The 16,646-nt window shown below is 42.9% G+C and carries 16 protein-coding genes; 10 read left to right on the forward strand and 6 right to left on the reverse strand.

Annotated elements, in window-relative coordinates:
* Positions 1–112: 112 nt before the first annotated feature.
* A complete protein-coding gene (gene add / locus APB76_RS15265) occupies positions 113–1,105 on the forward strand; it encodes an adenosine deaminase (protein ID WP_054961812.1) in 993 nt (330 codons plus the stop codon).
* Between the two features lie 86 nt (positions 1,106–1,191).
* Here the strand turns inward: add and APB76_RS15270 are convergent, their stop codons facing one another.
* Positions 1,192–1,926, reverse strand: a complete 735-nt coding sequence (locus APB76_RS15270) for a siderophore ferric iron reductase (RefSeq protein WP_054961813.1) — start codon at positions 1,924–1,926, stop codon at positions 1,192–1,194.
* 134 nt (positions 1,927–2,060) lie between these two features.
* Entirely contained in the window at positions 2,061–2,981 is a 921-nt protein-coding gene (locus APB76_RS15275; RefSeq protein WP_049843404.1) for a DUF368 domain-containing protein, read from the reverse strand.
* 655 nt (positions 2,982–3,636) lie between these two features.
* On the opposite strand from APB76_RS15275, the gene gltS reads away from it, so the two are divergent.
* Positions 3,637–4,863, forward strand: a complete 1,227-nt coding sequence (gltS, locus tag APB76_RS15280) for a sodium/glutamate symporter (RefSeq protein WP_054961814.1) — start codon at positions 3,637–3,639, stop codon at positions 4,861–4,863.
* Positions 4,864–4,922: 59 nt separating this feature from the next.
* Here gltS and APB76_RS15285 read toward each other — a convergent pair whose 3' ends face one another.
* Complete coding sequence (locus tag APB76_RS15285; RefSeq protein ID WP_049843402.1) at positions 4,923–5,657, reverse strand: flagellar brake protein; 735 nt, start codon at positions 5,655–5,657, stop codon at positions 4,923–4,925.
* Positions 5,658–5,827: 170 nt separating this feature from the next.
* Here APB76_RS15285 and APB76_RS15290 point away from each other — a divergent pair, with 170 nt between their 5' ends.
* A complete protein-coding gene (locus APB76_RS15290) occupies positions 5,828–6,112 on the forward strand; it encodes a GNAT family N-acetyltransferase (RefSeq protein ID WP_054961815.1) in 285 nt (94 codons plus the stop codon).
* A complete protein-coding gene (locus APB76_RS15295) occupies positions 6,112–7,077 on the forward strand; it encodes an aminoglycoside phosphotransferase family protein (protein ID WP_054961816.1) in 966 nt (321 codons plus the stop codon). The genes APB76_RS15290 and APB76_RS15295 overlap by 1 nt, the downstream gene beginning before the upstream one ends.
* A gap of 16 nt (positions 7,078–7,093) precedes the next feature.
* On the opposite strand, the gene APB76_RS15300 is transcribed toward APB76_RS15295, so the two are convergent.
* Positions 7,094–7,585, reverse strand: a complete 492-nt coding sequence (locus APB76_RS15300) for a GNAT family N-acetyltransferase (RefSeq protein WP_054961817.1) — start codon at positions 7,583–7,585, stop codon at positions 7,094–7,096.
* A gap of 214 nt (positions 7,586–7,799) precedes the next feature.
* Between APB76_RS15300 and APB76_RS15305 the strand changes: the two genes are divergently transcribed.
* From APB76_RS15305 to APB76_RS15315, 3 genes are all read left to right on the forward strand, one after another.
* The gene (locus APB76_RS15305) at positions 7,800–8,978 is read left to right on the forward strand and encodes an MFS transporter (RefSeq protein ID WP_054961818.1); all 1,179 of its coding nucleotides are present in this window, start codon (positions 7,800–7,802) and stop codon (positions 8,976–8,978) included.
* A 334-nt stretch (positions 8,979–9,312) separates the two neighbouring features.
* Positions 9,313–10,971, forward strand: coding sequence for a hypothetical protein (locus tag APB76_RS15310; RefSeq protein ID WP_054961819.1), 1,659 nt, complete (start codon positions 9,313–9,315; stop codon positions 10,969–10,971).
* Positions 10,972–11,223: 252 nt separating this feature from the next.
* Positions 11,224–12,153: a Gfo/Idh/MocA family protein gene (locus APB76_RS15315; RefSeq protein WP_054961820.1), complete on the forward strand. Its 930-nt coding sequence runs from the start codon at positions 11,224–11,226 to the stop codon at positions 12,151–12,153.
* Between the two features lie 46 nt (positions 12,154–12,199).
* Here APB76_RS15315 and APB76_RS15320 read toward each other — a convergent pair whose 3' ends face one another.
* Positions 12,200–13,114 carry a LysR family transcriptional regulator gene (locus APB76_RS15320; RefSeq protein ID WP_049843395.1) on the reverse strand — a complete coding sequence of 305 codons (915 nt, stop codon included), beginning with the start codon at positions 13,112–13,114 and terminating at the stop codon, positions 12,200–12,202.
* 99 nt (positions 13,115–13,213) lie between these two features.
* Here APB76_RS15320 and APB76_RS15325 point away from each other — a divergent pair, with 99 nt between their 5' ends.
* Genes APB76_RS15325 through APB76_RS15335 form a run of 3 tightly spaced genes read left to right on the forward strand, consistent with a single transcriptional unit; the run spans position 13,214 to position 16,092 of the window.
* Positions 13,214–14,425: an argininosuccinate synthase-related protein gene (locus tag APB76_RS15325; protein WP_054961821.1), complete on the forward strand. Its 1,212-nt coding sequence runs from the start codon at positions 13,214–13,216 to the stop codon at positions 14,423–14,425.
* Positions 14,426–14,441: 16 nt separating this feature from the next.
* Entirely contained in the window at positions 14,442–15,185 is a 744-nt protein-coding gene (locus tag APB76_RS15330) for a 2OG-Fe dioxygenase family protein (RefSeq protein WP_054961822.1), read from the forward strand.
* Position 15,186: 1 nt separating this feature from the next.
* Positions 15,187–16,092, forward strand: a complete 906-nt coding sequence (locus APB76_RS15335) for a DMT family transporter (protein WP_054961823.1) — start codon at positions 15,187–15,189, stop codon at positions 16,090–16,092.
* Between the two features lie 32 nt (positions 16,093–16,124).
* On the opposite strand, the gene APB76_RS15340 is transcribed toward APB76_RS15335, so the two are convergent.
* Complete coding sequence (locus APB76_RS15340; protein WP_054961824.1) at positions 16,125–16,616, reverse strand: hypothetical protein; 492 nt, start codon at positions 16,614–16,616, stop codon at positions 16,125–16,127.
* Positions 16,617–16,646: the final 30 nt, after the last annotated feature.

Here is a 16,646-nt window from a genome sequence, read left to right on the forward strand (position 1 = left end):
TCGTTATCAAAAACAAATGGCTAAGTGTGATTGCCACCGTGCTTGCTATAGTTGCAATGTCATTGGGTGAGCTACTCTTAGTCAATAAGCAGGAAAGTTAGGACAAAAACAGATGAACTATTTTGATCTCCCTAAAATTGATCTTCATTGCCACCTAGATGGCAGCCTTCGCCCGCAAACAGTGCTTGATTTAGCAGCCGAACACAACATTGAGCTGCCTAGCCAGAATGCAGAGGACATCAAAACGATGATGATCGCCCCTGAAACTTGTCCAAACCTGCAAGAGTATCTAGACCGTTTTGCTCTGCCGATTAAAGTGATGCAAACAGCAGACAGCATTGAACGTATTTCTTTCGAGCTTTTTGAAGATGCTGCTAAAGAGAACGTGAAGTATCTTGAAGTGCGTTTTGGACCCCAGTTACACACTCAGCAAGGACTGACTTACTCAGAAATCATTGAGAGTGCGGTAAAAGGAATGAAACGTGCTGAAGTGCAATATGACATTAAAGGTAACTACATTCTTTCGTTGGTAAAACTTTTGCCGATAGGCTCTGTAAACGACATTATTGATGCTGGCGCCCCTTTGTTAGGTAAAGGTGTTGTCGCATTTGACCTTGCAGGCGCTGAGCTAGACAACTTTGCTCACGAATATGTCGAGTACACGCAATATGCGCGTGATAAAGGTTACCGCATTACCATTCATGCCGGTGAGCAAGGCTGTGGTCAAAATGTTTATGATGCCATTGAGCTGCTAGGTGCAGAGCGTATTGGTCACGGTGTGGCAATCAAAGATCACGCAGAGGCATACAAGCGAGTCAAAGACGATGTAGTTGGTCTTGAAGCTTGCCCAAGTAGTAACGTTCAAACAAAAGCGATTCCAGAGCTGAAACAACACCCATTGAAAGACTTCCATAACGATGGTCTAGCAGTAACAATCAACACAGATAACCGCACTGTATCGAATACGACCATGACGGATGAAGTGCAAAAGGTAATGGAGCAGTTTGAACTAAACGCTGAAGACTATAAGCAGATCTATACAGCGAGCGTCGCACAATCTTTTGCTTCAGATGAAGTGAAAAAGCACCTAATGCAGTACGTGTAAAATATACTTTCAGTATGCTGATCAGTTTATAGGGTTAGCATTAGTAGAAGAAATACCAAAACCGCCGTCATAGGCGGTTTTTATGTTCACAGGGCTTTGTTATCAGGATGCCTAGGGCAGTCAGTACACAGCTCTCGCTCTTGGCACTTATAAACTAAGCAACAACTGGTTCGTACAAATACAAGTTGTTTCGATGCTTCATCATAGCTGAGAGAGGCCATGAGTTTTTCGGGAAGGTTGCAGGCAGCCAGCCATTGGCGAGCCTGGCCAATCAAATACTCTCCCGGCAGATCAGGAGCAAACTGGCTCAATTTAACCAAACAGCCTAATACACCATCTGCAAACAAGTGATTGGTAAACCCAGGTCGGATACGTGTCCAGAGACTCATCTCTTGGCGGAAGTAATCAAACAGGGCATTGAGTTCTTTTCCTGCATGTACAATAAGCTCCTGTTCTGTGCCCTGAAAATACTCTTCAGAATCAAACTGATAACCACTGATAAAATTAGGCTGAACTTGCTGACCAATAGACGATAGTTTAGGTAAACCTTGGCAAGAGTAGATAGCAATAAAGGCCACATAAATGGGCTGCCAACAAAGAAGATCCCAAGTTCGTGTTAGCCAATAAGCCGCCCCCGCTTCTGGATGGGTTATCTTAAGGCTTTGATAAAGTTCTCGAATATTTTCAGAGCTAGAACGGTCAATATGGATAAAAGAGTGTAATAGAGGTGTCTCTGAAATTGGTTTTATTGCGCCATTTAAATAGGGTGTGACCTGTGCAGAGTGTTCAAATAGTTGCTCAAAGAATGAATGACTGCTCATATCCTGATGCTTATTCCATTAAATCCATCGGTTAAGGATAAATAACCATCTGTGCTATTGCAATTAATTATCATTACACCCTATCTTTAGGCCCAAAAACCGGCTTCCGAAGAAGCCGTTGTTAAACTAGGTGCCTAAATATCGCGCGTCTCTGCAAACTTCTCTAAGCCCAGTACGATGCCAATGGCAATGAGCATAAGAACTATTGCAATACCTAGCTGAGAAGGCTGAGAGGTAAGCGCTTCGAAGTCTGTAGGTGATAAATTGTGCTGAATGAGTGGTACTTGTTCACCACTAGAGTTTGTGCGCCAAGTAATGGTCTCTTTCCAGGGCCAAATTTTAGGTAATGTCCCCAGCATTAAACCAGTCAGGAAAACCAGTGTGAGATCTCTAAAACGTCTTAGTAACCAAGATAGGACGTGAGAGAAGCTCAACAAGCCTAAAACACAGCCTGTTAGAAACAGTGCGAGAATAGGTATATCCAGTGTTTTTACCGCACCTAAAACAGGGGTGTACATACCAATTAACAGCAGAATGAAGCTGCCAGAGATACCGGGAAGAATCATGGCACAAATAGCTATACCTCCGGCCAACAAGACGTTAATACTGGTTGGCTCTAGCTGAAGCGGATTGAGCACTGTGATGCTATATGCGAAGGCCACGCCAAGTAGAAGGAAGACAAATCTGCTTAGGTTCTTGTGCTCTATTTGTTTGAGCATATGGAAGACAGATACCAAGATTAAGCCGAAGAAAAACGACCACAATGGAATAGGGTGAGTAACCAACAGCCATGAAATCAGTTTAGCCAGTGTCGCTATACTGGTTAGCACACCGCCAAACAAGGCGATCAAAAATAGGCCGTTGAAATGTTGAAACGCTGCTTTAAAGCCCTCGCGTTTCCAGATGCCGATAATATTTGGGTTAATGCGGCGGATGCTTTCAAGTAAGGTATCGTAAATACCGGTAATAAATGCGATTGTACCGCCAGAAACACCGGGTACAACGTCCGCTGCACCCATCGCCATGCCTTTAAGAAAAGTAGTAAAGTAGTTCATTCTTCATGGTTGCTAAATTTAGGTGCAGAGAGTATATCGATTCTTGCGTAAAAAAAGTATGAAAAATCAACGCTGATAAAACTGTTTATAGGAGCTTGGTTTAATATGGTTTTGCAAATATTTGCATTTTGCAATTTTCATATTGCATTTTGGGAAGTAAAATGGCCCCAAAAGTGCGGTGTAAGACAGAAATAACGTGGTTTTAAAGTTGGCACGCTAACTGCATATGTACAAGTGACCCTTCTTAAGCCGAGGGTCACCTAGCCAACTGACGTTGTTAGTGAATGTAATTTGTTCACACTATATATAAGCCAATCGCACTCTTGCGGTTGGCTATTTTTTTGCCTAAAACCTTGTCAATGTTTATCTCGTTTTAATGTGTAAAGCTAAAGTCTGGCGCACGTTTACATGTTGCCAAGGTGGGAATTTTTACCAAGATACTCGACAAATGGGCGCAAGTTTATTAATAATGCCCGCTTTCTTTTCGCAACCCAGACTATAAGTTGTCGGGTTAACTGTTGAAACGAGCATCTTGAGGCTGTTTGTATAAGGACAAATTTCAATAGAAAAATTGAATCAATGAGCATTGCTCCACAGAGTCAATAAGGACTCTGGACTCGTTAGGGAAGATGAGTGAATCACAAAAAGAGGTTATATGAATCAGATAATTTCAGTTGGACCGCTAGAATCTTTCTTAATCGCTATCAGCGTTTTATTCTTAGGGCACTTCGTCAACTCTAAACTTCCTGTCTTAAAGAAGTTCAATATCCCTGAGCCGATTGTCGGTGGTCTTATCGTAGCTGTTATCATCACGTTAATGCACTTTAATGGTATGGACCTTGAGTTCTCTTTACCATTGCAAGAAGTGTTTATGTTGATGTTCTTTAGTACTGTTGGGCTTGCAGCCAACTACACCCAGTTAATGAAAGGTGGTGCTAAAGTGTTTATCTTCTTAGCCGTTGCATCATTTTATATCATTATTCAAAATGGCGTTGGTGTCTCTATGGCAACTGCCTTAGGGCTTGACCCACTAATGGGGTTGATTGCTGGCTCTATTACGCTGTCAGGTGGACACGGAACAGGCGCAGCATGGTCGCAGACATTTGCTGATACCTATGGTTTGGCGAATACACTTGAAATCGCGATGGCATCGGCGACATTCGGTTTGATCATTGGTGGCATTATTGGTAGCCCAGTCGCGCAAAAGCTGATCAATAAGAATGGTTTTGAGTCTGAATATGGTACAGGCATACACACTCACGAACGCTTCCCAGAGCTTGTCACTTACAACGAATACGAAGAAGACAAAGTAACAGCGAAAAAAGTTATCGAGATTTTGTTTATCCTTCTTATCTGTGTCACAGGTGCAAAGTATCTAGAGCAGTGGGTCAGTAGTTTTGAAATTAGCTGGTTGATGATCCCTGATTTCGTTTATGCCTTGTTTATTGGCGTATTCATTACCAACTTATTGGAAGTAACCAAAACTCACAAGGTGGATGCCGAAACGGTTGACATTTTGGGTACTGTTTCACTGTCTTTGTTCTTAGCCATGGCATTGATGAGCCTGAAACTTTGGAATATTTTTGACTTAGCCATTCCGTTCTTGATTATTCTCGCTGTACAGTCTGTTGTCTTAGGTGTCTTCTCGTATTTTGTGACTTTCAAAGTGATGGGTTCAAACTATGATGCAGCTGTTATTTCTGGTGGTCACTGTGGTTTTGGTCTAGGTGCGACACCAACGGCGGTAATGAACATGGGGTCGTTAGTCAACAAGTTTGGTCCTTCACCACAAGCATTTATGGTGGTACCCATTGTCGGTGCATTCTTTATCGACATTGTGAACCTAATCATCCTCCAAGGTTACATTTCATTTATCGGATAACTCTCTAGCGGATGCAAAAACGCCCTGCAAACTAGCAGGGCGTTTTTGTATCCGCTCTATTATCTTAGCGTTAACTTAGTGCCATCAAATTTTAAATGACCGAGTAACACTTTGGCATTTTCTTTCCCGTCATCAGAAAAAGCGACACCGTAACGAGCGTAATGCAGCGAGCGTTGCAGGTTGCACACTTTTCCATACAGAGGAGCGAACTCCACGCCTTTTAGCGAGCTAAGTTGAACATTCAAAGCAATTTCATCACCGACTTGGAAAGGGCGACTTAAAGGTGCCGTGATAAACCGACAGCCACTTTTCGATAAGTCACGAATTTCACAGTCAAGTCTGTGTGTTTCTGCAACCACTCGAGCGGCTAGGTTTACATCAAAACGAGGCTCTTTACGAAGCTGAGTAACTTGCATCGTTTGGGGAACCGAGAGGGTGAAAATAGGTATTGGCGCTTTAAGGACGTGTTGCAGTTGCCCTCTAAAATGGACAATTGCCCCCTCTCCTCGCGGCGATATTGCACGAATTGTCGCCCAAAACCCTTCCTGAAAGAAAAAGTTCAAATCATCCTCAGAAAGTTTTGGAAGTTCCGCTAAAATGACATTAGCTGAATGAGTGCCAATGAAAGATGTTTTACAGCGAAAGGTTGTACCAACCGGTGTGGTAATGCCAATCGTTAGCTCACTACCATGTTCAATCATGGCCAGTGCATCGGTACTGTTTAAGGTTGAAACGTTTTTCTCATTATTAGAGCGAGCTGGTTGCTCTTTACTTACCGCTGCTTGGGTACTCATCTAGCCTCCGTTGTTCCCACCATGTTATTGTTTTGAGGCAGGTGAATATGTGGCATCCTCATGACAATTAAAGACATTTGGATACTTTCAATTCTATGTTTGCTTGGCGGTATGTTCAAACATCAAATCACTCAATAAAGTTGAGCTAAGTATCATTTTTAGGAGTCAACATGTCTCATAAGGTAATTTTAGATGAAGTAAACTCACAATTTCGAGTTCATCTTGAGAGAGAACACTACGCGATCGTGAAGTTTGAAAATAAAGGTGATACGTATGCGATTACCTCAACTAAGGTGCCGGAAGAACTTCAAGGTAAAGGTTACGGTAAAATCATGATGGAAGCGGTATTGCCTGAGATTGAAAAACTCGGAGTAAAAGTGGATCCGGTTTGTAGCTATGTTGTTCATTACTTTAGCCGCAATTCACAGTGGTCACATCTTAAAGCGCAAATTTAATGAAGTATAATTATCAACCGCTCATTGCAGAGCTTGGCTACTCCACGCTGCATTCATTAGATGTGTTGCAAACCTTATGGGGTGGTTATGGCGAGCTCGTTCGCCTTTATGTCGATAACACCAGCATTATCGTTAAACATGTTCTGTTGCCAAAACCCAAGTATCACCCTAAAGGCTGGAATACTGACGTCTCGCACCAACGTAAACTTCGATCATATCAGATTGAACTGAATTGGTATCAGTTTGCGGCGAAGCGATGTCATGCCAAAGTCCCAGAAACGATAGTGGTAGAGCAACAAGAACAAGAGCTGTTGTTGGTGATGGAAGACCTCAAACAAGTGGGTTTTACTGAAGTAGTCGCAACGCCAAGTCAGCATCACTTAAGTGCCTGTCTTAGTTGGCTGGCCGACTTTCACGCTCAACATATCGGTCATCAAGGCGAGGGACTATGGGAAGTTGGCACCTATTGGCATTTGGCTACCCGAGCTGATGAGTTAGAAGCAATGAGTGATGATGGGCTGAAGGCGAAAGCTGAACAGATAGATAGTGTGCTCCAGGGTGCCCCTTTCGCAACGCTCGTGCATGGTGATGCTAAATTGGCTAACTTCTGCTTCACTCCTGATGGCAAAAACGCAGCTGCGGTCGATTTTCAGTACGTAGGTAAAGGGTGTGCGATGAAAGATGTTGCGCTGTTTATGAGCAGTGCGGTAGAGCCACAGCAATGTGCTGAAATGGAGGCTTGGATCCTGGATGAGTATTTCGCTGCTCTTCAGTTTGCGTTGGAGAAACATCAGCCTCATTTATCAGCCGAAGATGTTGAAGCTGTTTGGCGACCATTGTTTGCGATTGCATGGGCAGATTTTCAGCGATTTGTGAAAGGCTGGAGTCCAGAGCATTGGAAGATCAATAATTACACCGAGAGCTTGAAAGATCGCGCTTTAGAAATGTTAAAGGCTTACCCTTAGGTAAGCCTTGCAAAAGTTACGATTTGATACGTGCCATGTAATACGTATTAATATACTCGCCATCTCGGTAAGATCCGAACTTGGACTCACCTTCTATCTCAAAACCAAACTTCTTATAACAAGCAATGGCTTTGTCATTGTCGGTGTTCACTTCTATTTGAACCCTCTTTACCTGTAGCCAATTATCGGCTAAATCAAGCACAGTCTCGATCAACTTACTGCCAATACCTAGCCCGTGGTAATCATCATGTACGCCGATACCAAAGCTTGCGCAATGTGCAGTGCGCGGACGTTGCGAATGCTCAAAGCCAATATTGCCAACCACTTTACCGTCAACTTCTGCTACAAAGCTATAAATACCAGCAGGCATGTTTTCCAGTCGGGTTGTCCACATGCTCAACGAAGGTTTTGGGAGCTGGAGTGTCTCACGTTGCGCTTTCGGTTGTGAGTAAACTTCGCACAATGCGGCGGCATCGCTGACTTGAGTCGGACGTATTATTATTTCCATCTTATTTGCCTTTTCGACTGGTTAAACATAACGCCACCATAACGAGATTATGCAGATTGTTAAAGTATTGTTTTAGAAAATATTTTCTTCGGTTGTTGTTGGTGAGCAGTAGCTACAGCCTTTATAAGGTCCACAATGGTATAAATTGTAAATTTGTTTGTTTCTCAAGCTTAGGCGATCTAATGTAACAGCTTGTTCACATAAGGAATCACTCATGAATCATTCTGCGAGTTGGAAAACTCCGCAAAACTTCCTCATGCTTATTTCAATCGTCGTCCCCATTGCTTTTTCAAGTTGGATGGCACTGCTTAACAACTTCGTTATTGAGCGAGCAAACTTTGATGGTTCAGATATAGGTTTGTTGCAAAGTGTACGCGAAATACCGGGCTTTCTCGCATTTACTGCGGTGTTCGTTTTGCTGTTTATTCGCGAGCAACGCTTTATGTTGCTTTCGCTTGCGGCATTAACTCTGGGCACTGCAATTACTGGCTTTTTTCCTTCTCTATATGGATTGTTGTTGACGACTATATTGATGTCGACGGGTTTCCATTACTTTGAAACATTGAAGCAATCCCTTTCTTTGCAATGGCTTTCTAAAGATGAAGCGCCGGAAATGCTTGGTAAATTTATCTCTGTTGGCGCTTTGGCTTCGTTGGTGACTTATGGCGCCTTATGGACTTGTTTAGAAGTATTTAAAATGGACTTCCAATGGGTATATCTCACCTTTGGTGGCGTCGGTTTTTTGTTGGTGGTGTGGATGGCGTTTGCTTTTCCTCAATTTGAAACTAAGGTGCAGCAAAATAAGAAACTGGTCTTGAGAAAACGTTACTGGCTCTATTACGCACTCACTTTTATGAGCGGAGCGCGCCGTCAGATTTTTACCGTATTTGCAGGTTTCTTGATGGTAGAACGCTTTGGCTACTCTGCCGCTGACGTCACTTTATTGTTTATTATCAATTACGTATTCAATTTTTTATTCGCTAAACGTATTGGCCGATTCATCGGTCAGGTGGGTGAACGCAAAGCGTTGTTGTTTGAATACTGTGGTTTGGTTGGTGTGTTTGTTGGTTACGCTTTAGTTGAGACAGCAGAATGGGCTGCGGCACTCTATGTTATCGACCACCTGTTTTTTGCTCTAGCGCTCGCGATCAAAACCTATTTCCAAAAAATCGCGGACCCTGCTGATATGGCCTCTACCGCCGGTGTCTCTTTCACTATCAACCATATCGCAGCAGTATTTATTCCGGTGACGTTCGGCTTTATCTGGCTAGTATCGCCAGCGGCGGTCTTCTACATTGGTGCAGGAATGGCGTTGGTTTCTTTGTTATTGTCTCTCAATATCCCGAGATTACCTGAAGAGGGTAATGAAGTTCGAATTTTAAAATGGAGCTAGTTTTATTTTTTCGATGAGGCAATTACTTCATCTATCCGGACTTTTGTTACTTGGTGGTTAGTTATTTTTATTTTCACTCTAAATCAGATTTTTATGTTTGTTTATGTTGTAAATAAAGTTAATGATGTTGAGTTTTTGCAATGTAATGTTTCGATATTGAGTCTGGAGACTTTTTTTCATGCGAGTAACATCCACGGCAAAAATAAGATTCAAATAACTGTATTGGTTTTAACACCTATTTTTCCTCTATTTAACTTTTCAAACAGCTCTTTAGAGGAAGTCTAGTTAAACGAAATATTGCTGTTCTCATATCATTCAGCCGAAAAGGTTTATTATGACGGTAAAAAAATTATTGCCAGTTTGTCTTGCTCTTGGACTATCTGCTTGCGGTAGTGGTAGTGGTAGTGGTAGTGGTAGTGGTAGCGATAGTGGTAGTAACTCACTTCCTCAAGCTGATTTGAGCTCTCAGTCTCTTGCTGTGACTCAAGCTAGCCCCAAGAGTGGTGACGTTGTACTCGAATGGAACAAATTAAATGGAGCTAGTTATTACAAATTACTTCGTTACAGAGTGACCAATCAATATCTAAACAGTGAAGTGGTGGCTACTAATATCAAAGGTACCTCAGTAAATATTGAGTTAGACTTAGTTGATATCGACGGCATGACAGCACAGTATGAACTGCTCGGATGTAAAGATAATGGAGTATGTCCTATACAAACACCTAGATTTGAATTACAAAACTTAGACCAGTATGTCACTAAGCTAAAAACACATGTTGTTCATGGAAACGAAACGAATGTCCCTCATTTTGGGCGAGCATTAACGTGGCTAGATGGACATCTCCTGGTCAATTCAGGTGACGATTTAGCAGATATTTATAAACAACAAGATAGCGGTCAGTATGTATATACTCATCAGTTTAATGTTGGCGCGAATCTTGGTTATGGTACAGACTCTATACTCGCTGATATTACTGACCAATCAGGGGGTATTATTTATGCAGGCACTAGACGATTTTCATCAGGTGATACTACCGAACTTCATGTAGGTTTAATTTCCCCTAAGGGCCATCTGATGCCTGATAGAACCCTTGCAAACAATAATGGCTTTGCCTCCGCAATTGCAATATCTGAACATAATGGAGAAATGGTCATTTATGGCTCTCCACAACATGATGGTAGTGGAAAAGTTGAGTACATGAAAGTTGGTGGCTCAACTCTGAAGGGGGGGATTCAAAAACCTAGCGATTTGTCTCCTGATGCCAGATTTGGTGCCAGTGTATCAGTCGCCAATGATGAAGTGCTAGTTGTTGGTGCTCCAATGGATTCAGTTCGAAAACAGTCTTCTAGTGAGATAAAGCATAGTGGAGCTGTCTATATTTATCGGAGAGCATCTAACCCCAAAAATGCAGATGATTTGTGGCGATTAGAAACGACGCTAACTCTACCAAGAGTCAGTGCGGTCGAAGGAAGCGGATTTGGTGAAATTGTAAAATTGAATAGTTCAGGCAACTTACTTGCTGTGGGATCTCCAGGTATTGATGAAGTCCTAATTTATAGGTATGACAGTCAAAGAGGTTATTGGTACCAGAATGCGGTTGATACAATCGATCCTGTTAAATCTTCCAAAGGTCAAAGATTTGGTTCGCGAATTGCTCTAAGTGATGATGGTTATCTTGCAGTTACAGCAGAAAACGCTCCTTGGCGTGGCTTTGGTCTTCATACAAATGCTGATACTTTAGAGCTTGGAGGTGACGGTGATGGCGCTGTATATATATATCACCTGACGAATTATGGAGATAGAGACCGTGCTTATGAAGGAGTCATTACTGGTGATAGCGTGCCAGGTGTGGATGAAGCTTTCGGTGAGTCGCTTGAGTTTAAACCTGGCTCTCACAAGCTTGCGATAGGTGCTCCTATGCATCCATCGGATCCTCTTCTTGATTGGAGTGATAGCTCTTGGCCTGAAGCAGGTGCTGTCTATGTGATTTAGGGTGTTTTCTGTTCTTGCCGATGATCAGGGTTGATTTGTGGCGTTAGAGTGGACGTTAATTGGTACATAGTTGAAGGGGGCCGAGGCTCCCTTTTTTAGGTGTTGCCTACAGGCCTTTGAAATGGATTTGACGCATGTATTCTACATCGGTGCCGGAATGGCGTTGGTTTCATTGTTATTGTCTCTCAATATTTCGAGATTACCTGAAGAGGGTAATGAAGTTCGAATTTTAAAATGGAGCTAGTGTAAAAGATGAAAGTAGCCATTATTGGATTGGGTGATATTGCGCAAAAAGCGTATTTGCCAGTGATTTGTCAACGCGCTGATGTTGAGCCAATCTTTTGTACGCGCAATCCTGAAACTTTAGCTAGCCTCGGTCAACAGTATCGGGTTGAAAAGCAGTGCCAAGACTACCAACAGCTTTTAGCTTTTGCTCCTGATGCGGTGATGATTCATGCTGCTACCTCCGCTCATCGTGAGATTGCCGCTTATTTTCTCAAGCAAGGGATTCCCACTTTTGTCGATAAACCGCTAGCTGACAGTGCACAGGATGTTGAGTTTCTGTATGAACTGGCTGAAAAGCACAACCAGCCACTGTATGTCGGTTTTAATCGCCGTCATATTCTCTTGTATAACGAGCATATCAAGGAACTTGATCAAGGGGCGGTTGGCGACCTTACTTCCCTAAGGTGGGAGAAACACAGATTCAATCAACCGGGTGATATTCGCACCTTTGTGTTTGATGACTTCATTCATCCTCTAGATAGCGTAAACCTAAACGCACAAGCAACTCTGGACGATGTCTATGTGACTGCGCAGTTTGAGCAGCGTCAGCTTGCTCGGGTCGATGTACAATGGCAAACGGATTCAACGCTGCTGCATGCATCGATGAATAGACAATTTGGTGTGACCAAAGAGAGAGTGTCAGCGACCTATGCAAACAAAGCGTTGGAGTTTGACTCTTTTGTTGAGGGGCGAGCTTGGCAACAAAGCCAAGAATCAAAACTCGTGCTGAAAGATTGGACGCCAATGCTTGCTAGCAAAGGGTTTGATTGCATGATTCAAGATTGGCTTGATGTAGTCAAAGCTGGCAAGCTTGCTATTGAAACGATAAGTCGCAATATTGCTAGTCATCAACTCGCAGAACATTTGGTTAGTCATTTAGAAGCGCAGATGAAATAGCAAACACTGATCAAATAGAACAAGCGGAGGGGAAACCTCCGCTTTTTCATAACTGACTGAACCTGTCTTGAATATAATCGACAAAGGTTTTTATCTGCCCAGGGATAAACTTTGACTGAGCATATTGAGCAATGACCTTACCTTGGTAATTGCCTCCTACATGCCAATCTTGAAGAATCTCAATCACCTCTCCCGATTCAACATAATCTTGAATTGCAAATTCTGGAAATACGGAAATACCTACTCCGCACAACACAGCCTCACGACGAATTTCGCTATGATTTACGGCAAATGAGCCATTGACGTTAATCGACACTTTCTTATGATTATTGGTAAAGTCCCACACTCGATCGCGAGGATTTTCTCCAAGGCAAAGGCAGTTGTGGGATGAAATATCTTCCGGGTGGATGGGGAAACCGTGTTGCTCAAGATAGTCAGGGTTAGCGCACATCACTAAGCGGCATTGAGTTAGCGTCTTTGCTATTAACCCTTCAGTTGGCTTGTCAGTGATATGAATGATTACATCGACTTCATCGCCAATGGGGTCGATATAGTGGTCGGCGACTTTAAGCTGTAGCGCGACGTTAGGGAAGGCATCAATAAAGTCGAGAATCATCGGCATGAGAACTTGCCTAGAGAGGGCTTTGGGCGCCGCGACGCGTAGTACACCAGACACCTCGGTTTTATCGGCCTGAGCGGCTGAGACTGCCATTTTAGCTGAGTTAATCATATCGCTACACAGGCTATAGACCTCTTGTCCTGTTGAGCTTAACCGCATCTGTCGTGTTGTTCTTTCGAGTAGTTTTTCCTCTAATGCATTTTCTAAACGGGTTATCGAACGGCTGACCGATGAAGGTGAAACCCCGAGTTTTTTTGCCGTGTTTGAAAAACTACCAGAGTCGACGACGTTGACGAAGATTGCCATCTCAGATAACAGTGGAATAAGCCGATTTGTGTCCATGGCGCAAAAATCCTTTGCATATTTGCAGTATTGTTTCGTTAAAGTTACTTATGGATACTAATTAAGTCAATTGACAGCAAGGAAAGCGGAAAGGACATCGTGAAGAAGTTAAGAAGTATTGAAGATATTCGTACCATCTCTAGTACGGTTAAACATGTTTTAACTCTGTTTAGCGGTGGTTTAGATAGCACATACCTCCTCGAGATACTTAAAGAACAAAAAGTGAAGGTGACCGCATTGGTGGTTGATCTCGGGGAAGGTATTGATGAGTCAAATTTACAGCTGATTGCCGATCATTATAGTGTGGATCTATTGATCTTAGATGCCAAGCAAGAGTTTGTTGAGCACAGTTTGGTTTCTGCAATACAAGCACAGGCCCTCTATCTTGGCGATTACCCTGTCAGTTCTTCATTGTCACGTCCAATCATCGTCAAAAAGGCGGTGCAAGTGGCACAAAAGCTCAAATGTGAAGCTATCATCCACACCGCTAATCAATCTCAAAATAGCCTCAGACGCCTCAATGGCGCAATTGAGGCGAGTGGCTATCAGGGATATTACGGCTCACCCTATGAATACTCAGCACTGACCCGAGAAGAGAAAACCGCAGCGCTATTCCATTCCGGTTTAGTTGGATTTAAATCTCGCAATGTCAGCGGTGATGCCAATCTTTGGTGCCGTGAATTTGAGTCTGGCGTTTTGGATGACCCAGAATCATTTACTGTTTCAGAATCTCTGTTTAGCTGGTCAAAATGGAATCCAGCGAAGCAGCTTGACAGCCATCAAGTAAGAATAGGATTTCGTAAGGGATATCCGGTAACAATCAACGATTTACCGATGAACCTTAAAGAGTTAATTGCTTTCATTAACAACCACGTTGGCGCGTATGAAATCGGTCGATATGTAGGTTTCGACCACCTAGATGAGGATGAGAAAGTCTTAGAGGTGCGCGAAGCACCCGCTGCTCACATCCTTATGAAAGCATATAAGTTGTTGGAAACAGCAACTTTACCTACCGATGTTCTCAAAGCAAAAGCGATGCACAATGAAATGTGGACCCAAGAAGCGGTTGAAGGCCGTTGGGGAAGCATGTTGCAGAGTTCGAGCTATGCGTTCATCGCTCACACTGCCGAGCATGTCTCTGGCAGTGTTTTATTCTCACTATCACGAGGCAATATTTTAGCGACTAGCATAATTGCAGATGAACCTAAGTATCTTCGTGATAGAGATGCATGGGAAGTGCAAACCGCTCATAAAAGAAGTTTGCGCGCACTCACCCCTGCATCATTAAAAAAACAGCAACAAACGGCGTAGTTGCGAGGTGGCTTAAATGGAAATAGTGAAGAAACCTATCGAACGTCATGCTTCGGTTATTGCTCAGATACTCAGTCAAAATAGTTATGTTTTTGTCAGTGGTAAGCAGATGACTAATCTGCTGACAACCAATGTAGATGAGGTGATTCGATTTAGAAACTGCTGGAACCACCTAGAGCGTGATCGCTATATGGCAGATGGTGGGGCGTATCGCTATCGACGTTATGGTCAGTTCTTAAAAGCAAAAGGTGGTAAGCAGATTTCAATGCTGCCCCATGAGTCTTATGTTCAGCCTTCTTATATCAATTCATTGAATGGAGACATTGAGCGTCACTTTGAGCCTTTAACGGATCGTTTTGTCACATCACCAATTCTAGAGAGACTTTTGCTGTTGCTAAGCGATGTGTATGACTTGGCAGAAGAACAGGCAACGGATTGGAACATTCGCTTACATCCTTATCGGATCATCGCTGATGAAGCTGAACAAGGCGAGCCAACTCCAGAAGGTTTGCATCGTGACGGCGTGACCTATATAGCGTCACTGATGATCAATAAGATCAATGTGTCTGGCGGTGAAACTACGATCACAGACGACAAGGGGAATACTTTGGAATCCCTGACGCTGGATAAAACATTTGATGTGGTGTTAGCCAATGATGAAAAAACCATGCATGAGGTTACCGCCATCACACCAAACAGTTTAGATAAATGCGCGTACAGGGATGTACTCGTTATCGCTTTTACAAAAATGGAGGAATAAGATGACAACGGCTACGGGTCAATTAAAAAAAGGGAGTTTTAAGTTTCCGTTAACCGAATCATTGTTGCTACTCGTCGCAGTTTTTTGGGGCACAAGTTATGGACTGACCAAGAGTGCTCTTGTTTACACTAGCGTTTTAGTTTTCATTTCGATTCGTTTCTCGATCACTTTTCTATGTATGCTACCTGTAGTGATTCGAGACTTTCGCCGCGGGCTCAATAAAGACTGGAAGATTGCCATACCGACCGGTTTTATCCTATCGGCGATTTTTTTCTGCGAAGTGTTCGGGGTTTCTCAAACCTCAGCATCAAATGCGGCGTTTTTGATCAGTCTATCTGTGATCCTGACGGCCTTTGCCGAGTTGATCATTAACAAGAAACGGGTCAGTAATACTTTGTGGGGCTTAACTTTTTGTAGCGTAGTCGGGGTATTACTTCTGACAAGCGATCAAGGTATCGAATTGTCACTCAATACAGGTGACTATTTTATCCTAGGGGCAGCATTGCTCAGAGCATTAATGGTAACAATGACCAAGCGCTTTACAGAAGGAAAAGAGATCACCACCACCACGCTAACGTCACTTCAATCTTTAGTGGTAGCAAGTGTAGCAATTATCGCCGCCACGACTTATCTCCCTGTTTCAGAGTTTGTTATTCCAACCAGCGCTGAGTTTTGGATTATCCTTGCCTATCTGGTTCTGTTTTGCACGCTGTTTGCTTTCTATGTCCAAAACTACGCGGTACGTAGAACTTCTCCAACAAGAGTCTCTTTGCTTATGGGCAGTGAACCTTTATTTGGCGCAATGTTTGCCATGGTGTGGCTACAAGAGTCGTTGAGCATGATCCAAGTAATGGGTGGAGCGCTGATTCTATTTAGCGTCATTGTTACCTCAACTAAAGAGAGTTAAAAATCGGGTCAATAAAGACCCGACTTTCTACGTCAATCAGTGAACGTTGGCTTGGGGCGTTCACCAAACAACTTAGGTTTGAAGGAACCAAGCACTAACTCTAAGAATAATGGTATAGCGTTCGATATACCTATAAGCTGCTCGATTTTAGCTTTTTCAAAATACTCTGGATCGAGAGTACCTTTGTTGAGTGAAGCTTTAGCTAGTTCGACCATTTCCGGCATCATTGGGACTAAGAATACAAACGCGTTGACTGCGAGAAAGCTTAAAAGTAATAGTTTTATTCTTAACCAATTTGGCTTGTAATCGAATTGGCGGTAAAGGTACAGGTCTGCAAGCACCTTCAGCCCTAGCCCAGGTAGTATTAGAATATATGCACTTAACTCCTTATATATTCCCACATGATAAGCCGTTATCGGGCTTTCATGACCTAGTGTTGCACCAATCACGATGTGAGAAAGAATCCCTCCCACATACATGATAGTTCCTAATTCGTTGATAAAATTAATAAATTTAATTTTCATATATGGAATCGCTGGATTTAAATCACTGAT

It is taken from the genome of Vibrio bivalvicida, from assembly GCF_001399455.2.
GTDB lineage: Bacteria > Pseudomonadota > Gammaproteobacteria > Enterobacterales > Vibrionaceae > Vibrio > Vibrio bivalvicida.

Bases quoted from the DNA above. Each gene is read 5' to 3' on its own strand.
- APB76_RS15340 (WP_054961824.1), bottom strand. From the start codon at position 16,616: ATGAAAATTAAATTTATTAATTTTATCAACGAATTAGGAACTATCATG.
- APB76_RS15300 (WP_054961817.1), bottom strand. From the start codon at position 7,585: ATGGAAATAATAATACGTCCGACTCAAGTCAGCGATGCCGCCGCATTG.
- APB76_RS15290 (WP_054961815.1), top strand. From the start codon at position 5,828: ATGTCTCATAAGGTAATTTTAGATGAAGTAAACTCACAATTTCGAGTT.
- APB76_RS15320 (WP_049843395.1), bottom strand. From the start codon at position 13,114: ATGGACACAAATCGGCTTATTCCACTGTTATCTGAGATGGCAATCTTC.
- APB76_RS15330 (WP_054961822.1), top strand. From the start codon at position 14,442: ATGGAAATAGTGAAGAAACCTATCGAACGTCATGCTTCGGTTATTGCT.
- APB76_RS15305 (WP_054961818.1), top strand. From the start codon at position 7,800: ATGAATCATTCTGCGAGTTGGAAAACTCCGCAAAACTTCCTCATGCTT.
- APB76_RS15285 (WP_049843402.1), bottom strand. From the start codon at position 5,657: ATGAGTACCCAAGCAGCGGTAAGTAAAGAGCAACCAGCTCGCTCTAAT.
- APB76_RS15335 (WP_054961823.1), top strand. From the start codon at position 15,187: ATGACAACGGCTACGGGTCAATTAAAAAAAGGGAGTTTTAAGTTTCCG.
- APB76_RS15310 (WP_054961819.1), top strand. From the start codon at position 9,313: ATGACGGTAAAAAAATTATTGCCAGTTTGTCTTGCTCTTGGACTATCT.
- APB76_RS15270 (WP_054961813.1), bottom strand. From the start codon at position 1,926: ATGAGCAGTCATTCATTCTTTGAGCAACTATTTGAACACTCTGCACAG.
- APB76_RS15295 (WP_054961816.1), top strand. From the start codon at position 6,112: ATGAAGTATAATTATCAACCGCTCATTGCAGAGCTTGGCTACTCCACG.
- APB76_RS15275 (WP_049843404.1), bottom strand. From the start codon at position 2,981: ATGAACTACTTTACTACTTTTCTTAAAGGCATGGCGATGGGTGCAGCG.
- APB76_RS15315 (WP_054961820.1), top strand. From the start codon at position 11,224: ATGAAAGTAGCCATTATTGGATTGGGTGATATTGCGCAAAAAGCGTAT.
- add (WP_054961812.1), top strand. From the start codon at position 113: ATGAACTATTTTGATCTCCCTAAAATTGATCTTCATTGCCACCTAGAT.
- gltS (WP_054961814.1), top strand. From the start codon at position 3,637: ATGAATCAGATAATTTCAGTTGGACCGCTAGAATCTTTCTTAATCGCT.